The sequence below is a fragment of the Jiangella asiatica genome (assembly GCF_004349065.1).
GTDB classification, from domain to species: Bacteria; Actinomycetota; Actinomycetes; order Jiangellales; family Jiangellaceae; genus Jiangella; species Jiangella asiatica.
Map to the genome: position 1 here is coordinate 171,086 of NZ_SMKZ01000004.1, position 19,229 is coordinate 190,314.

At 72.2% G+C, this 19,229-nt stretch carries 22 protein-coding genes and 1 pseudogene; 5 read left to right on the top strand and 18 right to left on the bottom strand.

All coding sequences use genetic code 11. The features are described from left to right. The first annotated feature begins 102 nt into the window (after positions 1-102). Together E1269_RS32105 and E1269_RS05060 are read left to right on the top strand one after the other, a co-directional pair. Positions 103-1,293, top strand: a complete 1,191-nt coding sequence (locus tag E1269_RS32105; RefSeq protein ID WP_203432926.1) for a peptidoglycan DD-metalloendopeptidase family protein — start codon at positions 103-105, stop codon at positions 1,291-1,293. A gap of 144 nt (positions 1,294-1,437) precedes the next feature. After that, positions 1,438-1,710, top strand: coding sequence for a hypothetical protein (locus tag E1269_RS05060; protein ID WP_131892015.1), 273 nt, complete (start codon positions 1,438-1,440; stop codon positions 1,708-1,710). Between the two features lie 522 nt (positions 1,711-2,232). On the opposite strand, the gene E1269_RS05065 is transcribed toward E1269_RS05060, so the two are convergent. The 18 genes and pseudogenes from E1269_RS05065 to ffh all read right to left on the bottom strand — a co-directional run bounded on the left by E1269_RS05065 (position 2,233) and on the right by ffh (position 16,838). Then, positions 2,233-3,162 carry a tyrosine recombinase XerC gene (locus E1269_RS05065; protein WP_131892017.1) on the bottom strand — a complete coding sequence of 310 codons (930 nt, stop codon included), beginning with the start codon at positions 3,160-3,162 and terminating at the stop codon, positions 2,233-2,235. A 180-nt stretch (positions 3,163-3,342) separates the two neighbouring features. Continuing rightward, positions 3,343-3,566: pseudogene (locus tag E1269_RS34155) on the bottom strand (dodecin family protein). A gap of 102 nt (positions 3,567-3,668) precedes the next feature. Further along, the gene (gene dprA, locus E1269_RS05075) at positions 3,669-4,799 is read right to left on the bottom strand and encodes a DNA-processing protein DprA (RefSeq protein WP_131892018.1); all 1,131 of its coding nucleotides are present in this window, start codon (positions 4,797-4,799) and stop codon (positions 3,669-3,671) included. Beyond that, positions 4,796-6,289: a YifB family Mg chelatase-like AAA ATPase gene (locus E1269_RS05080; protein WP_239000779.1), complete on the bottom strand. Its 1,494-nt coding sequence runs from the start codon at positions 6,287-6,289 to the stop codon at positions 4,796-4,798. Before E1269_RS05080 ends, dprA begins: the two co-directional genes overlap by 4 nt. A gap of 38 nt (positions 6,290-6,327) precedes the next feature. Continuing rightward, positions 6,328-6,684, bottom strand: a complete 357-nt coding sequence (locus E1269_RS05085) for a YraN family protein (RefSeq protein WP_131892022.1) — start codon at positions 6,682-6,684, stop codon at positions 6,328-6,330. 317 nt (positions 6,685-7,001) lie between these two features. Then, the gene (locus E1269_RS05090) at positions 7,002-7,310 is read right to left on the bottom strand and encodes a DUF2469 domain-containing protein (protein WP_046772400.1); all 309 of its coding nucleotides are present in this window, start codon (positions 7,308-7,310) and stop codon (positions 7,002-7,004) included. Further along, the gene (locus E1269_RS05095; RefSeq protein ID WP_131892024.1) at positions 7,300-7,998 is read right to left on the bottom strand and encodes a ribonuclease HII; all 699 of its coding nucleotides are present in this window, start codon (positions 7,996-7,998) and stop codon (positions 7,300-7,302) included. The genes E1269_RS05090 and E1269_RS05095 overlap by 11 nt, the downstream gene beginning before the upstream one ends. Positions 7,999-8,033: 35 nt before the next feature. Continuing rightward, positions 8,034-8,885 carry a signal peptidase I gene (gene lepB / locus E1269_RS05100; protein ID WP_131892026.1) on the bottom strand — a complete coding sequence of 284 codons (852 nt, stop codon included), beginning with the start codon at positions 8,883-8,885 and terminating at the stop codon, positions 8,034-8,036. A 138-nt stretch (positions 8,886-9,023) separates the two neighbouring features. Next, complete coding sequence (rplS, locus tag E1269_RS05105) at positions 9,024-9,377, bottom strand: 50S ribosomal protein L19 (protein ID WP_131892028.1); 354 nt, start codon at positions 9,375-9,377, stop codon at positions 9,024-9,026. A 119-nt stretch (positions 9,378-9,496) separates the two neighbouring features. Then, on the bottom strand, positions 9,497-10,267 hold the full coding sequence (gene trmD / locus E1269_RS05110; protein WP_131892030.1) for a tRNA (guanosine(37)-N1)-methyltransferase TrmD: 771 nt from the start codon (positions 10,265-10,267) through the stop codon (positions 9,497-9,499). A gap of 13 nt (positions 10,268-10,280) precedes the next feature. Next, positions 10,281-10,787, bottom strand: a complete 507-nt coding sequence (rimM, locus tag E1269_RS05115) for a ribosome maturation factor RimM (protein ID WP_131892032.1) — start codon at positions 10,785-10,787, stop codon at positions 10,281-10,283. Between the two features lie 17 nt (positions 10,788-10,804). Beyond that, positions 10,805-11,041, bottom strand: a complete 237-nt coding sequence (locus E1269_RS05120; protein ID WP_131892034.1) for an RNA-binding protein — start codon at positions 11,039-11,041, stop codon at positions 10,805-10,807. Next, complete coding sequence (gene rpsP, locus E1269_RS05125) at positions 11,041-11,646, bottom strand: 30S ribosomal protein S16 (protein ID WP_131892036.1); 606 nt, start codon at positions 11,644-11,646, stop codon at positions 11,041-11,043. The genes E1269_RS05120 and rpsP overlap by 1 nt, the downstream gene beginning before the upstream one ends. A 181-nt stretch (positions 11,647-11,827) precedes the next feature. Continuing rightward, complete coding sequence (locus E1269_RS05130; RefSeq protein WP_131892039.1) at positions 11,828-12,007, bottom strand: hypothetical protein; 180 nt, start codon at positions 12,005-12,007, stop codon at positions 11,828-11,830. Positions 12,008-12,021: 14 nt separating this feature from the next. Then, entirely contained in the window at positions 12,022-13,281 is a 1,260-nt protein-coding gene (locus tag E1269_RS05135; protein WP_131892041.1) for an MFS transporter, read from the bottom strand. Next, complete coding sequence (locus E1269_RS05140) at positions 13,278-13,898, bottom strand: ArsR/SmtB family transcription factor (RefSeq protein WP_131892043.1); 621 nt, start codon at positions 13,896-13,898, stop codon at positions 13,278-13,280. The genes E1269_RS05135 and E1269_RS05140 overlap by 4 nt, the downstream gene beginning before the upstream one ends. 244 nt (positions 13,899-14,142) lie before the next feature. Further along, complete coding sequence (locus E1269_RS05145) at positions 14,143-15,228, bottom strand: amidohydrolase family protein (RefSeq protein WP_131892089.1); 1,086 nt, start codon at positions 15,226-15,228, stop codon at positions 14,143-14,145. Then, positions 15,228-16,838 carry a signal recognition particle protein gene (gene ffh / locus E1269_RS05150; RefSeq protein WP_131892045.1) on the bottom strand — a complete coding sequence of 537 codons (1,611 nt, stop codon included), beginning with the start codon at positions 16,836-16,838 and terminating at the stop codon, positions 15,228-15,230. Before ffh ends, E1269_RS05145 begins: the two co-directional genes overlap by 1 nt. Before the next feature lie 94 nt (positions 16,839-16,932). Between ffh and E1269_RS05155 the strand changes: the two genes are divergently transcribed. From E1269_RS05155 to E1269_RS05165, 3 genes are all read left to right on the top strand, one after another. Beyond that, positions 16,933-17,547 (top strand): GNAT family N-acetyltransferase, encoded by a 615-nt coding sequence (locus E1269_RS05155; RefSeq protein ID WP_131892047.1) that lies wholly within the window; start codon positions 16,933-16,935, stop codon positions 17,545-17,547. Beyond that, positions 17,544-18,425 carry an alpha/beta hydrolase family protein gene (locus E1269_RS05160; RefSeq protein WP_203432934.1) on the top strand — a complete coding sequence of 294 codons (882 nt, stop codon included), beginning with the start codon at positions 17,544-17,546 and terminating at the stop codon, positions 18,423-18,425. Before E1269_RS05155 ends, E1269_RS05160 begins: the two co-directional genes overlap by 4 nt. A 371-nt stretch (positions 18,426-18,796) precedes the next feature. Then, the coding region (locus E1269_RS05165) for an HNH endonuclease signature motif containing protein (protein ID WP_131892049.1) at positions 18,797-19,229 on the top strand (433 nt) is incomplete at its 3' end.

Genomic DNA, 19,229 nt, shown 5'->3' on the forward strand with positions numbered 1-19,229 from the left:
GATCGGGTGCGTTGTCCACAGGGTGCTGGGATCCGAGCCGGTTGTCCCCAAATCGGGTTCTGGCCGATGCGCCGGGGCGGGCTGGCGACCAGCCTCGGTGGCATGAACCTGATCGTCGCCGCCACCACCCTCGCCGTCGTCCTCGCCGGGTGGCCGGCCGCATGGGTGCTGCCCATCGGCCCGCCGGCCGGGCCGGCACCCGTCGTCCACGGATTCGACCCTCCCGACCAACCGTGGCTGGCCGGCCATCGCGGAGTCGACCTGGCCGGCACGGTCGGCGCGGAGGTCAGGGCCGCCGGTCCCGGCGTGGTCGCCTATGCCGGCCCGCTCGCCGGGCGCGGTGTCGTCGTCGTCGATCACGGCACCCTCCGCACCACGTACGAGCCGGTGACGGCGTCCGTCACGCTCGGCGACGCCGTAGCCGCCGGCCAGCCGGTCGGCACGCTGGCGGCCGCGGGGAGTCACTGCGCCCCGGCCGCGTGCCTGCACTGGGGCGCCCGCGAGGGCCAGCGCTACGTCGACCCGCTCGCCCTGGTCGGCACCGGCGCCGACATCCAGCTACTGCCACTGGACGAGCGCACCCTGTCCGGCGACCCACCGCCCCCGGCATCAACCGCCCTGGGCTGGCCCGTCGCATCGCCGCACGTCACGTCCCCGTTCGGGATACGGGTCCATCCCGTTACCGGGGTCCTCAAGCTGCACGACGGCACCGATTTCGCCGCGGCGTGCGGTACTCCCATCCGCGCCGCCGCGGCCGGCCGCGTCACCGACGCCGGCGAGCGGGGAGCGTACGGGCTGCAGGTCACCGTCGACCACGGCCGCCTCCGCGGCACGCCGGTCACCACGTCCTACGGCCACCTGTCGGCCGTCACCGTCGCCGCCGGCCAGACCATCCCCGCGGGACATGCCGTGGGCCGCGCCGGCGACACCGGACTGTCCACCGGGTGCCACCTGCACTTCATGCTCTACGCCGCCGGCCAGGTCACCGACCCGATGCCCTGGCTTCCCGCCGGACAGGCAGCCTCTCCCCCGACGCGGCTGGCCTCCGGCCCGTTGCCGCGGCCATCCGACGGCGCCGGTCACCACCCCAGCTCACCACGGCCCCGCAGGCCAGACCCGTCGCTGCCCCACACCCGCCCTCGATCCTCAGCGTCGCAAGTTACCTTGCCAACCCTCCCGAAGAAGCGTAGCGTCGGTGCACGACGAACCCCACATCGCGCCCAGCGCACGCAAGCACGGCGTCAGCGACGAGGACATCCTCCATGCCTACCGCTGCGCCATGCGCAGCGATGACGAAGACGACGGACTCACCATGGTCGTCGGCCCGAGTCGCGCCGCTCGGCTCCTCGAGCTCGGTGTGGTCCGATCGGCGGCAGGGCCGGTCGTCGTTCACGCCATGTCCGCCGGACGCAAATACCTGAGGTGGTGACCGTGACCATGCCCTACTCGTTCCAGTACGTCATCGAACACGCTGAAGAGCTCGCGCGCCGTTTCGAGGAGCACGAGCCGGATCCGAGCAAGTTCAAGGACGCCCGCCCGCTCGCGGCCATCTACCGGGCGGTCCAGGCGCGTGCGCAGGCCGAGCGCGACATCCTGGAGGCGGTCCGCGATGCGCGCGCCGCCGGGCTCGCCTGGTGGCTGATCGGCTCCTACCTCGGCACGTCCGGCGAGGCGGCCCGCCAGCGCTACGGCAAGCTGATCGCCGCCTGAGCCGTTTCGCCCGCGTTACGTCTTCGTGGCGCCTCGGCGCTGCGCGATGCGCTGTCCATCGGCAGTGGCCGCGCGTACGGCCCGGTCGCCGGCACGGCCGACTGCGGCAGGCTGCCGCCGGGTACTGGGAGCGACGCGGCCCGACCACCGATCCGGAGCTGGTGATGGCGGAGCCGGGCAGCAGGCCGCTCGTGTACGGCCTGCTGCTGGCGCTGGGCGACGACGTCGTCGCGCCGTCACCGAGCTGGGTGAGCTACCGGGCAACAGGCACGGCTGACCGGGCACCGACTGATCCACGTCCCGGCCGCGCCCGGTCAGGGTGGGGTCCGAGGCCGGACCTGCTGGCCGCCGTCGTCACGGCCGCCGTGCCGATGAGGGGACGTCCGCACGGTCGTGGTCACGATGCCGGACAACCCCACCGGCGATGTGCCGTCCCGGACCGTGATCGAGCAGGTGGCCGAGGTCGCCCGCCAGCGCAGCTGAACACCGACTCGCTCGACGTGCCTAGGTGCCGTGTGCTGGTCAAGCGCGCGGATGAGCCTGCCGGTAGGCCTTGCGCAGCCGATCGACCGACACGTGCGTGTAGATCTGGGTCGTGCCCAGCGACGCATGCCCCAGCAGCTCCTGCACGCTGCGCAGATCGGCCCCGCCTTCCAGCAGGTGTGTCGCCGCCGTGTGCCGCAGCCCGTGCGGGCCGACGTCGGGTGCGCCGGGGATCGCGCGCAGCCGGCGGTGGACCACGGTGCGCGCGGCGCGCTGGTCGAGTCGGCCGCCACGGACGCCGACGAACAGCGCCGGCCCGGCCGCCGGCCTCGTCAGCCGCGGCCGGCCGTCGCGCAGCCACCGCTCCAGCGCCTCCGCGGCCGGAGCTCCGTACGGGACGGTGCGCTCCTTGCGGCCCTTGCCGAGGACGCGCACCACGCGCCGGCCGGCATCCACGTCGTCCACGTCGAGTCCGACCAGCTCGCCCACCCGGATGCCGGTGGCGTACAGGAGCTCGAGCAGCGCGTGGTCGCGCAGGTCGACCGGCTCGCCGGCCGCAGCATGGTCAGCCGCCGCGTCGAGCAGCGTCGCCGCCTCGCCAGCGCGCAGCACGTCCGGCAGCGTCCGGCGGGTCTTGGGCGTGGCCAGCGCGGAGCCCACGTCCTGCTCGAGGCGACCCGTCCGGTGCGCCCACGCCGTGAACGTACGGGCGGCCGAGGCACGCCGAGCCAGCGTCGCCCGGGACCGGCCGCGCGTGTTGAGGCTTGCCAGCCAGCTCCGCAGCGACGCCAGGTCGAGCTGGCCGACCTCCGTGCGGCCCAGCCGGGCCAGGTGGCCCATCAGCCCGGTGACGTCACCGATGTAGGCGCGGATGGTGTGCTCGGACCGGTCGCGCTCGGCGGAAAGGTGCCGCGCGAACTCCGCGACCGCCTCCGCCAGCGGCTCCGGCAGATCCTCGACGGCGTCCATCCGTCCAGGATCACCCAGCGCATCGCCCGAACACCGGCGCCACGCTGATGGCGGCGAGCGGGCAGCGGCGACCGCCGTGGCCAACTCGCCCGGCCGGTGAAGCGCTCCGGCGAGCCACGATGCGTCTGACCACGGGCTGATCGACGCCTCGGCCGCAGCGCCCCACGTCCGCGACGGGCCTCAGTCGTCGAGGACGAATGTCACTTCCATGGCGACCTGGTGGGCGACGATCTCGCCATTCTGGATCTCGACCTTCTGGTCTTTGATCCAGGCACCGGAGACGTTGCGCAGCGTCTGGTTCGCGCGCGCGATGCCCACGCGTACCGGTCGTCGAAGCTGGTGTCGGATCGAGCGCTGATGTTGGTGATGCGTGCCACCGAACCCTGGCGGTTCCCTTCCCCGATTTCCGGCAGCCGATGCCGCCACCTCCATAGATACCGCTCCGGGACGGCCCCTGTACCTCCTTTCGTGATCCGGATGACAGCCGGCCCGTCGCCCGCGGGGCCTCATGGGACCCTCGAACCCAGGCACCACCCACCAGGCACCTGGGTGACCCAACCGCCGATGGCGAGCTCCCGCAGGGCACGGCGGACTCTCGCGCCCTCGAGACCTGTCGCCCGCACCAGCAGGTCCACGCTGGACGGTCCCTCTGCGGACATGTGCTCGCGCACCATCCGCTGCACCGGGAGCAGCCGGTCGAAGGGCCGCTCCTCGCCCTGCCGGAGTGGTGCCGCGTCAGCGGCGAGCTGTCCCACCGCGTCCAGCACGTCGCGGGCATCCGTGACGAGGGTGGCGCCGTGATCGCGAACCAGGTCATGGCAGCCGACCGACAATGCCGAGGTCACCGGCCCGGGCATGGCCAGCACCTCACGGCTCAGCTTGTCCGCCCACCGAGCCGTGTTGAGCGCGCCAGAGCGGGCCGCGGCCTCCACGACGACGGTGCCGGCGGTCAACGCGGCGATGATGCGGTTGCGCGCCAGGAACCACGACCGCATGGGCCGGCTGCCCGGTGGAACCTCGCTCACCACGACACCGCTTGCGGCGATGCGGTCCAGCAGGTCGGTGTGGCCTCGCGGGTAGGGCACGTCGACGCCACTGGCCAGCACCGCGATGGTGACGCCGCCGACGGTCAGGGCGCCACGGTGCGCGACCCCATCGATGCCGAACGCCGCGCCGGACACCACCGTCCACCCGCTCAGGGCCAGGTCCGCGGCGAGATCCGACGCCACCCGCTCGCCGTAGCGGCTGGCGTTGCGGGCTCCGACGATGGCCACCGCGTGGTCCACGGCACCGCTAAGGTCCACGTCGCCGCGGACGTACAGGCCGAACGGCGGCGGAACCCGGTCGGCGCCGAACGTCATGGTCGCCGCCATCGCGTTCAGCGGCGCCGGCCAACCGGGATCGCCGGGACAGAGGAAGTCGATGCCGAGCCGTTCGGCCCGGGCGAGCACCCCAGCACCGTCGACGCGCACCGCGCGTCGACGGAGGAGTCCGGTCTTGTCGAGTGCATCGTCACCGTCCCGCACGGCGTTCCACGTAGCCACCGCGCCGGCCTCCTCGAGCCGCACCGCCACCGTTTCCTCGCCCGGCTCGACGACGGCGGACAGCGCCGCCCGCGCCTCCCTGTCCCGGCTCATGCCAGCTGCCCGAGACGCAGTTCGACAGCCCGTTCCATGTCGTCGACGGTGGGCCGGTCGTGCCCGGCGAGGTCGCCGACCGTCCAGCCGACCCGGAGGATCCGGTCCGCGCCACGGATCGTGACGTGCCCCTGGCGCAGCTCCTCGTACACCGGGACGGTCACGTCGGCCGGCAGCCTCAGCTCACGACGCAGGTAGGGACCTGGGAGCTCGCCGTTGCACCGCCAGGGCGTCTCACGCAGCCGCCGCGCCTGCCGTTCCCTCGCCTCGGCCACCCGATCCGCGACCACCTTGCTGGGTTCGGCGGAATCCACCGCGGCGTCGATGTCGGCCATGCTCGGCGCGTCGACGCGCACGTGCATGTCGATCCGGTCGCGAACCGGCCCGGACAGCCGCTGGCCGTACCGCCGGACCGAGTCAGGACTGCAGGTGCACTGATGCATCGTGCTGCCGAAGTTGCCGCACGAGCAGGGGTTCTGCGCCAGGACCAGCAGGAACCGGGCCGGGAAGACGACGGTGGCCTCGGATCGGGCGAGCACGATCTCGCCGTTCTCCAACGGCTGCCGCAGCGAGTCGAGCACCCGCGGCGAGAACTCCGGCGCCTCGTCCAGGAACAGCACGCCGCGGTGCGCCAGGCTCGCCGCTCCCGGCTTGGGGATGCGGCTGCCGCCGCCGGCCACCGCCGCCGGCGTGGACGTGTGATGTGGGTCGGAGAACGGCGGCCGGACGATCAGCGGGCGTCCCGACGGGAGCACCCCGGCCACCGAATGGATGGCGCTGACCTCGAGGGACTCCTCGATCGACAGATCGGGCAGCAGCGAGGGCAGGCGCCGCGCGAGCATCGTCTTGCCAGCGCCCGGTGGCCCGCTGAGCATCAGATGATGGTGGCCGGCGGCAGCGATCTCGATGGCGTCTTTGGCCGGCTTCTGCCCGGCTACGTCGGCGAGGTCGAGATCTACCGGGCCGGCGAGCTCCGCGTCGGCGGGCTGGAGCCCGTCGACGTCCTCGTCGGGGATCGGCGCGCCCCGGAGGAATGCCAGCACCTGGCGGAGCGACCTGGCGCCGAACACCGTCATGCCGGGGATGAGCCGAGCCTCCGCGACGTTCGACTCCGGCACGACGGCCCGGGTAAGGCCGGCGCGCACCGCGGTGACCACGGCCGGCAGCACACCGCGGACGGGTCGTAGCCTGCCGTCCAGCGCCAGCTCGCCGAGGAACAGCACGCCGTCGAGACCGGCCAGCGGGACTTCTTCGGCGGCCGCCAGGATGGCCACCGCGACCCCGAGGTCGAAGTGACTGCCCCGCTTCGGCAACGCCGCCGGCGACAGGCTGACCGTGATGCGCTGAAGCGGCCACGGCTCGTGACTGGACATGACGGCGGAGCGGACGCGGTCGCGCGCCTCGTACAGTGACGCGTCGGGCAGCCCCACCAGGGCGAACCCGGGCATCCCGCCGAGGTGGACGTCGATGTCAACGACCGTGCCCCGCACGCCGATCAGAGTCACGCTGCGGCAGCGCGCCAGTCGCGTCACTGGGCACCCCGCACGTGCAGGATGACCGGGGCGCCGGCGGGCCGGCGATGGACGGCGACGACGTCGACCCGCACCGGCGTGCCCCGCGCGGCATGCTCAGCCAGCCAACGCAGCGCCAGCCGATGCAGCCGCGCCAGCTTCTTCGCCGTGACCGCCTCCAGCCCGGAACCGAACCCGAACCCGCTGCGTGTCTTCACCTCGCAGACCACGACCGTCCCGCCGTCCATGGCGACGATGTCGATCTCGCCGATGTCGCAGCGCCAGTTGCGCTCGACCACGACGAACCCGGCCCGCACCAGGTGTTCGGCGGCAACCTGCTCGCCGTACGCCCCGATGCTGTCCTTGACCCGCACCGGCCTCACCTCCGGTACCGAGCCTCACCCGCGGGCGGGGCCGATCCAAGGCCGTTTCGGCGAAATGTGGACAACCCGCGGCCTTCGTTCGGCCTGTGGACAACCCGCTGGTCAGATGGGTGCGCCGGCGTGCGCGCCACAGGGCGCAGAGCGTGCGCCGCAAAAGCCGTAGCACGTGCGCCGGGCTCCCGCCATCACGAGGCCATTGCGCGCCTCACGAGGCTTGCGAGCATGGTGCGACACGAGATCTCGTGCTGAACGTGATCATTCCGAGCCCCGCGCGCCCAACGGGTCGGGGCGGGTTGCCGGTGGGCGGGTCAGGTCTTGGGGATCTCGAGGTCGCTCTTGGCGAGTTCCTCGACGTTGACGTCCTTGAAGGTCACGACCTTGACGTTCTTGACGAAGCGGGCAGGGCGGTACATGTCCCACACCCAGGCGTCGCTCATGGTGACCTCGAAGTAGACGTCGCCGCCCTCGCCGCGGACCTGGAAGTCGACGTTGTTGGTCAGGTAGAACCGCCGCTCGGTCTCCACCACGTACGAGAACAGGCCGACCACGTCGCGGTACTCGCGGTACAGCGAGAGCTCCATCTCGGTCTCGTACTTCTCGAGATCCTCAGCACTCATAGGTCGGGTCCCCTCTCAAGCTTTCGTCTCCAAGGGATACCACGCGCGCGACGTTGGCGTACGAGCGACGGTGAACCGGGCTCGGACCGTGCGTGGCGAGGGCCTGCTGGTGCTCGTCGGTGACGTAGCCCTTGTGTGCGTCGAACCCGTACTGGGGCCATTGTTCGTGCAGCTCGCACATGATGCGGTCGCGGGTGACCTTGGCGATGACGGACGCGGCGGCGATGCAGGCGGCGACCTGGTCGCCCTTCCACATCGCCAGGCCGGGCACGCCCAGGCCGCTGACCGGGAAGCCGTCGGTCAGCACGTAGCTGGGCGTCAGGTCCAGGCGCGCCAGAGCTCGGCGCATCGCGGTGATGTTGCAGCGGTGCAGCCCGACGCGGTCGACCTCGTCGGGCGGGACGATGATGACCGACCAGGCCAGCGCCCGAGCCAGCACCTCGTCGTAAGCGCGTTCGCGGGCGGCCGGCGTGAGCAGCTTGGAGTCGGCCAGTCCGGGGATCTCACCGCGTTTGCCCGGCTTGAGCACGGCGGCGCCCACGACCAGCGGTCCCGCGCAGGCGCCGCGACCGGCCTCGTCGGTGCCGGCGACGGGCGTGAACCCGGACCGGGCCAGGGTCCGCTCGTAGGCGTAGATCCCGGCATCACGCCGCACCGGGATGCGTCGACGGGTGAGGGAAAGGGTCATCTCACGTCTCAGCCTAGGACGGGACGGTCTGGAGGTCAGGGCGCGGGTACGCCGTCGAACGCGCCGTCGCTGCCGATGGTCCCCCACCTCGACAGCGGCCATGCGACGGCGAACGCCCGACCGACGACGAGGTCCTCCGGGAAGGTGCCGTGGATGCGCGAGTCGCCGGAGTTGGACCGGTGATCGCCCATGACGAACAGCTCCCCCTCGGGCACGGTCGTCTCGAATTCGTTGAGCGACGGGGAGTCGCCGGGGTACAGATACGCGGACTCGTCGATCGGCTGCCCGTTGACCGTGACGTGCCCGGCGTCGTCGCAGCAGGCCACGGTGTCGCCGCCGACGCCGATGACGCGTTTGATCAGGTGTTCCTCGGAGTCGTCGGGCAGCACGCCGACGAACTCGAAGATGTCCTTGACGGCCTCGCCGACCCCGCCACCGCCGTCGGGCGCCTGAGCGCCGAGCCAGCGGTCGGGGTCCTCGAAGACGACGACGTCGCCACGGTTGATGTCGCCGAACTGCAGGCTGATCTTGGAGACGAGGACGCGGTCGCCGACGAGGAGGGTGTCTTCCATGGACCCGGACGGGATCAGGAACGCCTGCACGAGGAAGATGCGCACGACGGTGGCGATGATCAGCGAGAGCGCCACGACGATGGCGGTCTCCTTGACGAAGGCGCTCAGCCCGCGCCGCGCAGACCCCGCACCCGATGTAGCGCCACCGGTACCCGCACCGCCGGAGCCCGCGCCACCAGCACCGCCTCCGGGTGCCGCACCGCGACCGGAGGCGCCGCCGGCACCGTACCCAGGGCCACCCCCGGCGCCTGGCACGATGCCGTCGCCGTAGGGCCTCTCGCCATCGCCTCCCCGAGGCTGGCTCTCCTCGGTCACGGCATCTCCCTGGGGTGTCCGGGACATGCCCGGAGAAGAGTCGAACGCGTCGGGTGGCACGTAGAGAACAATACGTGCCAGCCGCACGCTACCCGGCGATGGTGCCGGTCCGTGGCACCGGGTACCCCGGAGGGACGGTCAGGCCGTCTCGCGCTTCTCGCGAATCTTGGCGGCCTTGCCGCGCAGGCTGCGAAGGTAGTAGAGCTTCGCCCGCCGGACGTCGCCGCGCGTGACCAGCTCGATCTTCTCGATCACCGGGGTGTGCACCGGAAAGGTGCGCTCGACACCGACACCGAAGCTGACCTTGCGGACGGTGAACGTCTCGCGGATGCCGGAGCCCTGGCGCCGGATGACCACGCCCTGGAAGACCTGGACGCGGGAGCGGTTGCCCTCGACGACCCGGACGTGGACCTTCAGGTTGTCACCGGCCCTGAAGGCGGGGATGTCGTCGCGGAGCTGCGCGGCGTCGACAGCGTCGAGCGTGTGCATGATGGAGTTCTCTTCCTCGCGGGCGCCACAGGTCGCCCACGGCGATCGGTTTCGGTGTGATCCCGGCTCTCGCGTCAGCGCTCCCCCTGTGGCAGGGCGTTCGCGAACCGGGCAACGGCAGATCAGTCTGCCACAGATGGGGGCCGGACACGAAACCCAACCTCGTCGAGAACCTCGCGGTCACGCTGGTCGAGCTGGTCCGGGTCGATCCGCTCGAGCAGGTCCGGTCGGTGCCTCGCCGTGCGCCGCAGCGCCTCGTCGCGCCGCCACCGGGCCACCATGCCGTGGTGCCCGGACAGCAGCACCTCCGGCACATCCAGGCCGCGCCACGTCGGCGGCTTGGTGTAGACGGGGTACTCCAGCAGGCCGTCGGCGCCGTGCGACTCCTCCACCAGCGACTCAGGGTTGCCGACGACGCCTGGGAGCAGGCGCGCGACCGCCTCGACCACCACCAGCACCGCGGACTCGCCGCCGCCCAGCACGTAGTCGCCGATGGACAGCTCGGTGACCGGCAGCCGGGTCCTGGCGTCGTCGACGAACCGCGCGTCGATGCCCTCGTACCGCCCGCAGGCGAAGACGAGCCACGGCTCATCGGCCAGCTCGGCGGCGACGTCCTGGGTGAACGGCTGGCCGGACGGAGTGGGCACGATCAGGCGGGGTGTCGCCTCGCCCGCGACGGCGTCGAGCGCCGCGCCCCACACGTCGGGCTTCATGACCATGCCGGCGCCGCCGCCGTACGGGGTGTCGTCGACGGTGCGGTGCCGGTCGGTGGTCCAGTCGCGCAGGTCGTGGACCCGCACGTCGAGCACCCCGGCCGCACGGGCCTTGCCGACCAGAGACAGCTCAAGCGGCGCCAGGTAGTCGGGGAAGATCGTGACGACGTCGATCCTCATGTCGCGCCGGCCTTCACTCGAGCAGTCCGGCCGGCGGGTCGACGACGACACGCGATGCGCCCAGGTCGACCTCCGGCACGATCTCGGTGACGAACGGGACCAGCGCCTCGCCGCCGTCCGGCCGGGCGACGGCGAGGAGGTCCTGGCCCGGCGCGTGGACGACCTCGCGCACGGCCCCGAGCTCGTCGCCGTCGACGGTGACGACGGTCAGCCCCACCAGCTGGTGGTCGAAGAACTCGTCGGGGTCGCCGGTGCGTGCGTCGGCGGCGATCTCCGCCAGCAACATCGTGCCGCGCAACAGCTCGGCGGAGGTGCGGTCCGTGACCGCGTCGAACCGCACCAGCAGCCGGCCGCTGTGCCATCGGGAGGCGAGCACGGTCAGCGGCCCGCGCGCGGCGGGCTCGGTGGCCAGCACGGCGCCGTCGGCGAAGCGCTCGTCGGGGGTGTCGGTGCGAACCTCGACGGTGACCTCACCGCGGACGCCGTGCGCGCGCCCGATACGCCCGACCGTGACGATCATCTGAGTCTGGCTGTGTGTCAGCGTCCGTCGATGTCGACGAAGTCGATGCGCACACCGCTGTCGGACAGCGATGAGATGACGGTGCGGAACGACGTGGCCGTACGACCGCCACGCCCGATGACCTTACCGAGGTCGTCGGGGTGGACGCGGACTTCGAGCAGCCGGCCGCGACGCAGCTGGCGGGTGCGGACGCTGACGTCGTCAGGATGGTCGACGACGCCAGCGACCAGGTGCTCCAGTGCCTCGGCGAGCATCAGGACTCGTCCGAGCTCGCCTCGTCGGCCGCCTTCGCGTCGGCCTTGGCCTCCGTCGGCTCCTCGGCTTTCGCCTCGTCAGCCTTCGCCTCGTCAGCCTTCGCGTCGGCCTTGACCTCCGTCGGCTCCTCGGCCTTCGCCTCGTCAGCCTTGGCCCGCTCGGCCTTGTCGGCCTTCTTCTCGGCCTTCTTGTCCTCGGCCTTGGCGGCGCTCTTCTTGGCCGGCTTCTTCTTCGGCGTGGTGGCGTCGGACTTCGGCTCTCCGTGCACCTCGGCGAGGGCGGCGTCGAACACCGCGCGCTTCTCGGGCTTCGGCTCGGCGACCTTCAGCGTGCCTTCGGCACCGGGCAGGCCCTTGTGCTTCTGCCAGTCGCCGGTGACCTTGAGGATGGCCAGCACCGGCTCGGTCGGCTGGGCGCCCACACCCAGCCAGTACTGCGCTCGCTCGGAGTCGACCTGGATGAGGCTCGGCTCGAGCTTCGGGTTGTACAGGCCGATCTGTTCGATGGCCCGGCCGTCGCGCTTCGTGCGAGCGTCGGCGACGATGATGCGGTAGTGCGGCGAACGGATCTTGCCCATTCGCTTCAGCTTGATCTTGACAGCCACTGGGGTGGAGTCTCCTTGGAGTGGTGACGCACGGGTGAGCCGTCGTCACCTGGGTGGGGCGCCGGTCACGACGATTCGATGGACCCGGTGCTCGCGGGTGAGAGGGCCGCGCGACCGCCGGTTCAGCAGGCCATTGTGCCAGATCGCGGCGGTCGGACCCAACTCGCGTGCCCAGGGAGCGTCAGCACACCCGTGCACGCTGTGCCTGGGCGTACCGGGCCAGCCCCGATGCCAGTCCGGCCGAGCGCGCCGCCCAGCGCTCCGACCGCCGGGCGCGGCGCAGCTGAGCGACCAGGAGCTCGTGGCGCAGGCGCGCCGTCCGCTCGCGGTGGACGTGGTGTGCGGCGTCGATGTGCAGCATGGTGACCTCCGAGGTCAGCTCTGGACGATTCCGGTAAAGCGGTCGTCGTCGGTGTTCGGCGCGAGGGACGGCGCGGCCGACGGTGTGCGGGGCGCCTCGGCGGCGCCGCGTACGAGCAGCACGGCAGCGCAGGCGAGGATCGTGACGGTCATGACGGCGATCAGCACGCGGTAGTCGACGGAGGCGATGAGGGCGGCGCCGGTGGCGGTTCCTACGACCTGCGGCCCGTTGAGCGCGAGGTTCGTGGCCGCCGACACGCGGCCCTGCAGCCGTGGCGGCGTCAGGCGCTGACGCAGTGTCACCAGGCCCACCACCATCCAGACCACGCCGAGCCCGACCACCACCGTGCCCGCCGCGACGAGCACGACCGACGTGCTGAGCCCGCCGGCGATGCCGACGGCCAGGCAGGTCAACCCGACGCCGACGGCGGCCCGCTCGCCGATGCGCCGGACGAGCCGGCCCGCCGTCACGCCGGCGACGACGGCCCCGCAGCCCTGGATGCTGGCGAGGACGCCGAAGAACTCGGTGCTCATGCGCAAGCCGTCGTCGATGACGGCGAACGTGGTCGAGTTCGCCAGCCCGGTCAGTGCGAACGCGACGCCCACCACCACGATGACTTGGCCGAGCACCGGGACGGAGCGGACGTGCCGCGCGCCCGCGGTCAGCTCGCGTCCGAAGCCCGCGCGCTCGCCGCGGCCGACCGGCGGGGTCTCCTGGACTTTCATGGTCACCAGCACCAGCGCCGCCACCAGCAGCAGCCCTGCCGTCAGGAGGGCGACGGCGCCGCCGCCGAACCACGCGTAGAGGCCAGCGCCGGCCAATGGCGTGAGCAGCCGGAGCCCTTGGTCGATGCTGCTCAGCAGCCCGTTGGCGCCGGCCAGCTCGTCGTCGTCGAGCAGGTCACGCAGCAGCCCCGACTGGGCCGCGCTGGTGACGTAGCCCACGCAGCCGTAACCGAAGATCACCGCGTAGACCAGCCAGATGTCGGCCGCGGAGTCGACGGCGAGCAGGCTCAGCACGCCGAGCGCGGCCACGAGGTTCACGACGACGACCAGCAGGCGGCGTGACATCCGGTCGGCCAGGTGACCGGCGAACGGCGCCAGGACGACCGGCAGGCCGAGGGCGAGGAACACCAGGCCGGCCGAGGCGTTGCTGCCGGTCAGGTCCTTGGCCCAGATGGGCGCGGTGAGGTAGAGCGCGCTGTCGCCGGCGTTGCTGAACGTCCAGGCGACGGTGAGCCGGCGGAACGCCGGTCGCCTGAGCGCGCCGTTCATGGCGTCGGTTCGCCGGAGGATGCGTCGGCCGCGTCAGTGGGGCCGGCGATGTCGACGCTCGTCGCGCCGAGGATGTGCACGAACCGGGCGCCGGAGGGGCGGCTCGGGGCATCGTCACGGCGGCCGGAGAACCGCTCGGCCAGCCGGGTCGACAACGCGGTGAGCTCGTCGCTGACCTCCTGCATCTCCGCGGCCGTCAGCCAGAACGACGACGTCGTGATGGTGGACGCGCCCACCCACTCCTCCGGCTGGGTACGGGCGGCGGCCAGCCAGCGGCGCAGCCGGTCGGCCTCTCGCTCCACGACGAGCCGAGCGAACGCCGACACCTCCCGCACGGAGTCCGGGTCGTCGTAGTCGGGCGTGACGGTGCGGCTGCGGCTCACCAGGCGCCACGGCTTCTCGCGGCCGCGCCGCTCCCCCGGCTGGATGTAGCCGTACTTGGCCAGCATGCGCAGGTGGAACGAGCAGCTCGCGACGCTTTCACCGGTGAGCTCGGCGCACTGGGTAGCCGTCAGCTCCGGCTCCGCGCCGAGCAGGTCCATGAGCTTGAGGCGCAGTGGATGAGCCAGCGCCCGGACCCGCTGCGGGTTGCTGACCTTGAGGTCCTGATCCGGCATGACACTGAAGGTATCTTGCTAAAAACCCTTTAGCAAGAGTTCTTTAGCATCGACGTGGAGCGTCTGGCAGGCCGTGCGCGCCGGTGGGCTGGTGTGATCAGGTGACGAGGCCCGTGATGCCCGAGCCCCGAGCTCACAGCGGCCTGGCGTCCTGGTGATCCGGCGCGGGCTGGCAGCTCGCAGGTGCGCGACAGAACGCGCATGCATGGAACGGGTCGCACCGACCAGGAGCAGCGGCGTGACGTCAGTGGACGACGCGGCCGCGCAGGATGATGCGAACGGGGTCGAGGAGGGTCTCCGGTTCGACCCGGGGGTCGGCGGCGTAGACGCAGAGGTCGGCGCCGACGCCCTCGTCCAGCACGCCGCTGCCGCCCAGCAGGTAGGCGCGGGCCTTCCAGGAGGCCGCCGAGACCGCGTCCGGCGCCGGGATGCCGGCCGCGACCAGCTCCAGCACTTCGCGTGCGATCAGGCCGTGCGGCAGCTGGCCGCCGGCGTCGGTGCCGGCGAACACCGGGACGCCGGCGTCATAGGCGTCGCGGACGTTCTGGTAGCGCCGCTGGTGCAGGGCGCGCATGTGGGCTGCGTAGGCGGGGTACCTCGCCTCGCCCCGGTCGGCGAACTTGGGGAAGTTGGCGATGTTGACCAGCGTCGGGACCAGCGAGACGCCGCGCTCGGCCATGCCCGCGACAAGGTCTGCGGACAGCCCCGTTCCGTGCTCGATGCCGTCGATGCCGGCGTCCAGCAGGTCGGGGAGGGCGTCCTCGCCGAACACGTGCGCCGTGACCCGGGCACCCAGCTCGTGGGCGCGCGAGATCGCCTGCTCCAGCGCCGACCGCGGCCAGCACGGCCCGAGGTCGCCCTTGTCGCGGTCGATCCAGTCGCCGACGAGCTTCACCCAGCCGTCGCCTCGGCGGGCCTCCTGCTCGACGTAGGCGACCAGCTCGTCAGGCTCGATCTCCCAACCGTAGTTGCGCAGATAGCGCTTGGTGCGGGCGATGTGGCGGCCGGCGCGGACGATGCGCGGGAGGTCGTCGCGGCCGTCCATCCAGCGGGTGTCGGCGGGCGAGCCGGCGTCGCGGAGGAGCAGCACGCCGACGTCGCGGTCGGTGACCGCCTGCTGCTCGGCGACGTCGTCGGGGACGACGCCGTTCGCCGCCAGGCCGACGTGGCAGTGGAGATCGACCAGCCCGGGCAGCACCCATCCGGTGGCGACGGTCTCGGCGCCGGGCACCGACTCGTAGGTGACGGCGCCGTCGCGAACCCACAGGTCGTGGTGCTCCCCGTCCGGCAGCGCGACGCCCCGGACGTGCAGGGCCGGAGCTGTCGTAATCACCGCTTCTTCAGGAACTCGGCGATGTCGTCGGGCAACTCGAACCCACCCTCGGGCGAGGGAGCGTCGCCGCCGAAGGCGGACGGCACCTGGCCGGGCTGGGCCTCCTGGGCACGGCGTTCGTCGGCGGCGGCGAGCTGTGCGGCCCGCTTGGCCGGGTTGCCCGACCGGGCGCCGCGCTTGCCCTTCTTGCCCTGCTTGGGCTGGCGGCCCTTGCTCTTCTTGCCCCCCATGCCCGGCAAGCCGGGGATCCCGCCGGCCATGCCCGGCATGCCGGGCATGTTGCCCAGGCCACCGAGCTTGCCCCGCGCGGCCTGGCTCATCATCTCCCGGGCCATGAAGAACCGCTCGATGAGCTGGTTGACCTCGCTGACCTGGCGGCCGGAGCCGCGGGCGATGCGGGCCCGGCGAGAGCCGTTGATGATCTTCGGGTTGTCGCGCTCGGCCGGGGTCATCGAGTGGACGATGGCCTGCACGCGGTCGAGCTCGCGCTCGTCGAAGGACTCCAGTGCCTCGCGCATCTGGCCGGCGCCGGGCAGCATGCCCAGCAGGCTCTTGAACGAGCCCATCTTCTTGATCGCCTGCATCTGCTGCAGGAAGTCGTCGAAGGTGAAGTCCTTGCCACCCTTGGCCGAGAGCTTGCGCGCCATCTCCTCGGCCTGGTCGGCGTCGAACGCCTTCTGTGCCTGCTCGATCAGCGTCAGCATGTCGCCGAGGTCGAGGATGCGCGAGGCCATCCGCTCGGGATGGAAGACGTCGAAGTCGGTGAGCTTCTCACCGGCCGAGGCGAACATGACCGGCCGGCCGGTGACCGAGGCGACCGAGAGCGCGGCGCCGCCGCGGGCGTCGCCGTCGAGCTTGGTCAGCACGACACCGTCGAACCCGACGCCCTCGAGGAAGGCGGTGGCCGTGGTGACGGCGTCCTGGCCGATCATGGCATCGACGACGAAGAGGGTCTCGTCAGGCTTGACCGCGTCACGGATGTCGGCGGCCTGCCGCATCATCTCCTCGTCGACGCCCAGCCGGCCGGCGGTGTCGACGACGACGACGTCGTACAGCTTGCTGGTGGCGTGCTCGATGCTGGACCTGGCCACCGCGACCGGGTCGCCGACGCCGTTGCCCGGTTCGGGCGCCCAGACCGCGACGCCGGCCCGCTCGCCCACCACCTGCAGCTGGGTGACGGCGTTGGGCCGCTGGAGGTCGGCGGCGACCAGGAGCGGCTGCTTGCCCTGGCTTTTCAGCCACATCGCGAGCTTGCCCGCCAGCGTCGTCTTACCGGCACCCTGCAGGCCCGCGAGCATGATGACCGTCGGCGGCTGCTTGGCGAAGCGGAGCCGTCGGGTCTCGCCGCCCAGGATGCGCACCAGTTCGTCGTTGACGATCTGGATGACCTGCTGCGCCGGGTTGAGCGCCTGCGAGACCTCGGCGCCGCGGGCGCGCTCCTTGACCGCGGCGATGAAGTCCTTGACGACCGGCAGGGCGACGTCGGCCTCCAGGAGCGCGACGCGGATCTCGCGCGCGGTGGCGTCGATGTCTTCGTCGGAGAGTCGACCCTTGCCGCGCAGGTTCTTGAACGTCGCGGTGAGGCGGTCGGAGAGGGTGGCGAACACGTCGGCAGGAATCCTCGGAGGTCGGCGGGGTGATCGGGGTTCATGGCAAGGGTAACGCGCCGACTTTGTCGGTGACATGAGCCAAACTGCTGCCATGGCCGAGGACTCCCCCCCGACGACGGCGTCGGAGCTGCTGGTGCGCCCCGCCACGCCCGAACGCTGGGAGGATCTCCGGTCGTTGTTGGCGCCGCGCGGTGGCGGCTCCGACGCGTGCTGGTGCCTGGCCTGGCTGCTGCCCTCCGGCGAGTTCGGCCGCATGCCCGGCGCCGACCGCGAGGCCCGCCTGCACGACCTGGTGGCGCACGGCCCGCCGCCTGGGCTGCTGGCCTACCTCGATGGCGAGCCTGTGGGCTGGTGCAACGTCGGCCCGCGGGCGTCGATGGGGCGGCTGCTGCGCTCCACCACCATCCGGCCGGTCGACGACGTTGCGGTGTGGTCGGTGGTGTGCTTCGTGGTGCGGTCCGGCTACCGGCGCCGCGGCGTCGCCGAGGAGCTCCTGCACGGCGCGGTGGAACTCGCCCGCGGCCACGGCGCTCCCGCGCTCGAGGGCTACCCGGTCGACACCGGCGGCGCCCGCATCAGCACGTCGCTGGCGTACGTCGGCACCACCGGCATGTTCGAGCGGGCCGGATTCACCCGGCTCACGCGCACCGACGCCACCAGTGGCAGGCGGCCGCGCTGGGTCGTGCGGCGGTCGCTGGTCGGGTGACGGTCGTGTCGTCGCGCGGCGTGCTCAGCCGGCCCGCTCCCCCGCCACGCCTGACCGTGTCGTACGGGCCGTTGCCGGAGCACGTGGCCGACGTGTGGCTGCCACCCGGCGAGCCCTCAGCCGCCGGGGCGGGCGGTGACGGTGACGGACCGCCGTTGCTGCTGGTCGTGCACGGCGGGTTCTGGCGCGAGGAGTACGACCGCCGCCACGCCCGGCCACAGTGCGCCGGGCTCGCGGCGGCCGGGTACGTCGTGGCAGCCATCGAGTACCGCCGGGTCGGCCGTGACGGCGGCTGGCCGACCACGTTCGACGACGTCGCGCTCGCGGTCGACACCGTCCCGGCGGCGGTGGCCGCGGCGCTTCGCGAGGCACCGACCGGCCGGGCACCGACCAGCCCGCCGCCGGACGCGGTCCTGGTAGGGCACTCGGCCGGTGGGCACCTGGCGGTCTGGGCGGCCTCGCGGCATCGCGCACCGGCGTCCGCACCATGGCGGCTGGCCGCGCCTCCCCCGTCCGTGGCCGGTGTGGTGTCGCTGGCCGGGGTGCTCGACCTCCCGGCGGCGGCCGAGCTCGACCTCGACGGGGGCGCCGCGCGAGACTTCCTGGGCGGCGGCCCCGGCGACGTACCCGAGCGGTACGCCGCCGCCGATCCTCTCCGCCTCACCCCGGCCGCGGTGCCGACGGTGCTCGTACACGGCACCGACGACGAGCAGGTCCCGCCGGAGCTCAGCCGGCGCTACGCCGCGGCCGCCGGCCCGCACGCGTCGCTGGTGGAGCTGCCCGGCGTCGAGCACTTTGCGCTCATCGATCCTGAGTCGCCGGCCTGGCCGTCCGTACTGGACGCCGTGACCCAGGTCGTCCGTGCCGAACGCGGGTGACCCCTGGCTGGCCGGTGTCGGACCTCCTGGCCATGCGTTCTGGTCGGCACGTCGAGCCGGACGGCTCTCTCAGTCGCCTGGACCCGAGGGAACGCCCATCCGGCGCGTTGCACCACCCCGCGCCAGCGGCCTTGCTGATCGAACATACTTATGATAAGTTGCCATCAACTGCTGAGAGTGGCGTCCCATGAGCACCTCGGCTGCTGCCACCCCCACCTGCACGAGCACCAGCGCCACCGGCTCGGGCCGGGCCACGACCACAGGCGACGAGCGCGGTGGCGGCGGGGACGGTGTCCTCCGGCTCGGCAGACGACGAGGGCGGGCGGCGACCGTTCAGGCGACGGTGCCGGTGAGCACGCTCGCCGGAACCGATGACCAACCCGGCTGGCTCGACGGCCACGGCCCCATCACCGCCACCACCGCACGCCGCATCGCCGCCGACGCCACTTTGCGCCGACTGCTCACCGACCCCGCCACCGGAAAAGTCCTCTCGAATACGGCACACCACCTACGCACCCCCCGCCGCGCTCGCCGCGTTCGTCATCGCCCGCGACATCACCTGCCGGTTCCCCACCTGCACCCGACCGTCATGCGAGGCAGACATCGACCACAAGATCCCCTACCACGACGGCGGCACCACCGGCGCGGCCAACACCTGGGCCCTGCACCGCACCCACCACCTCGACCGCACCCACCACGGCCACACCATCCACACCGGCCCCGACGGCCATACGTCGTGGACAACCCCCGCCGGCTTCACCTACCCCATCGACCCCGAGGCCGTCGGACCCATGCACACCACCC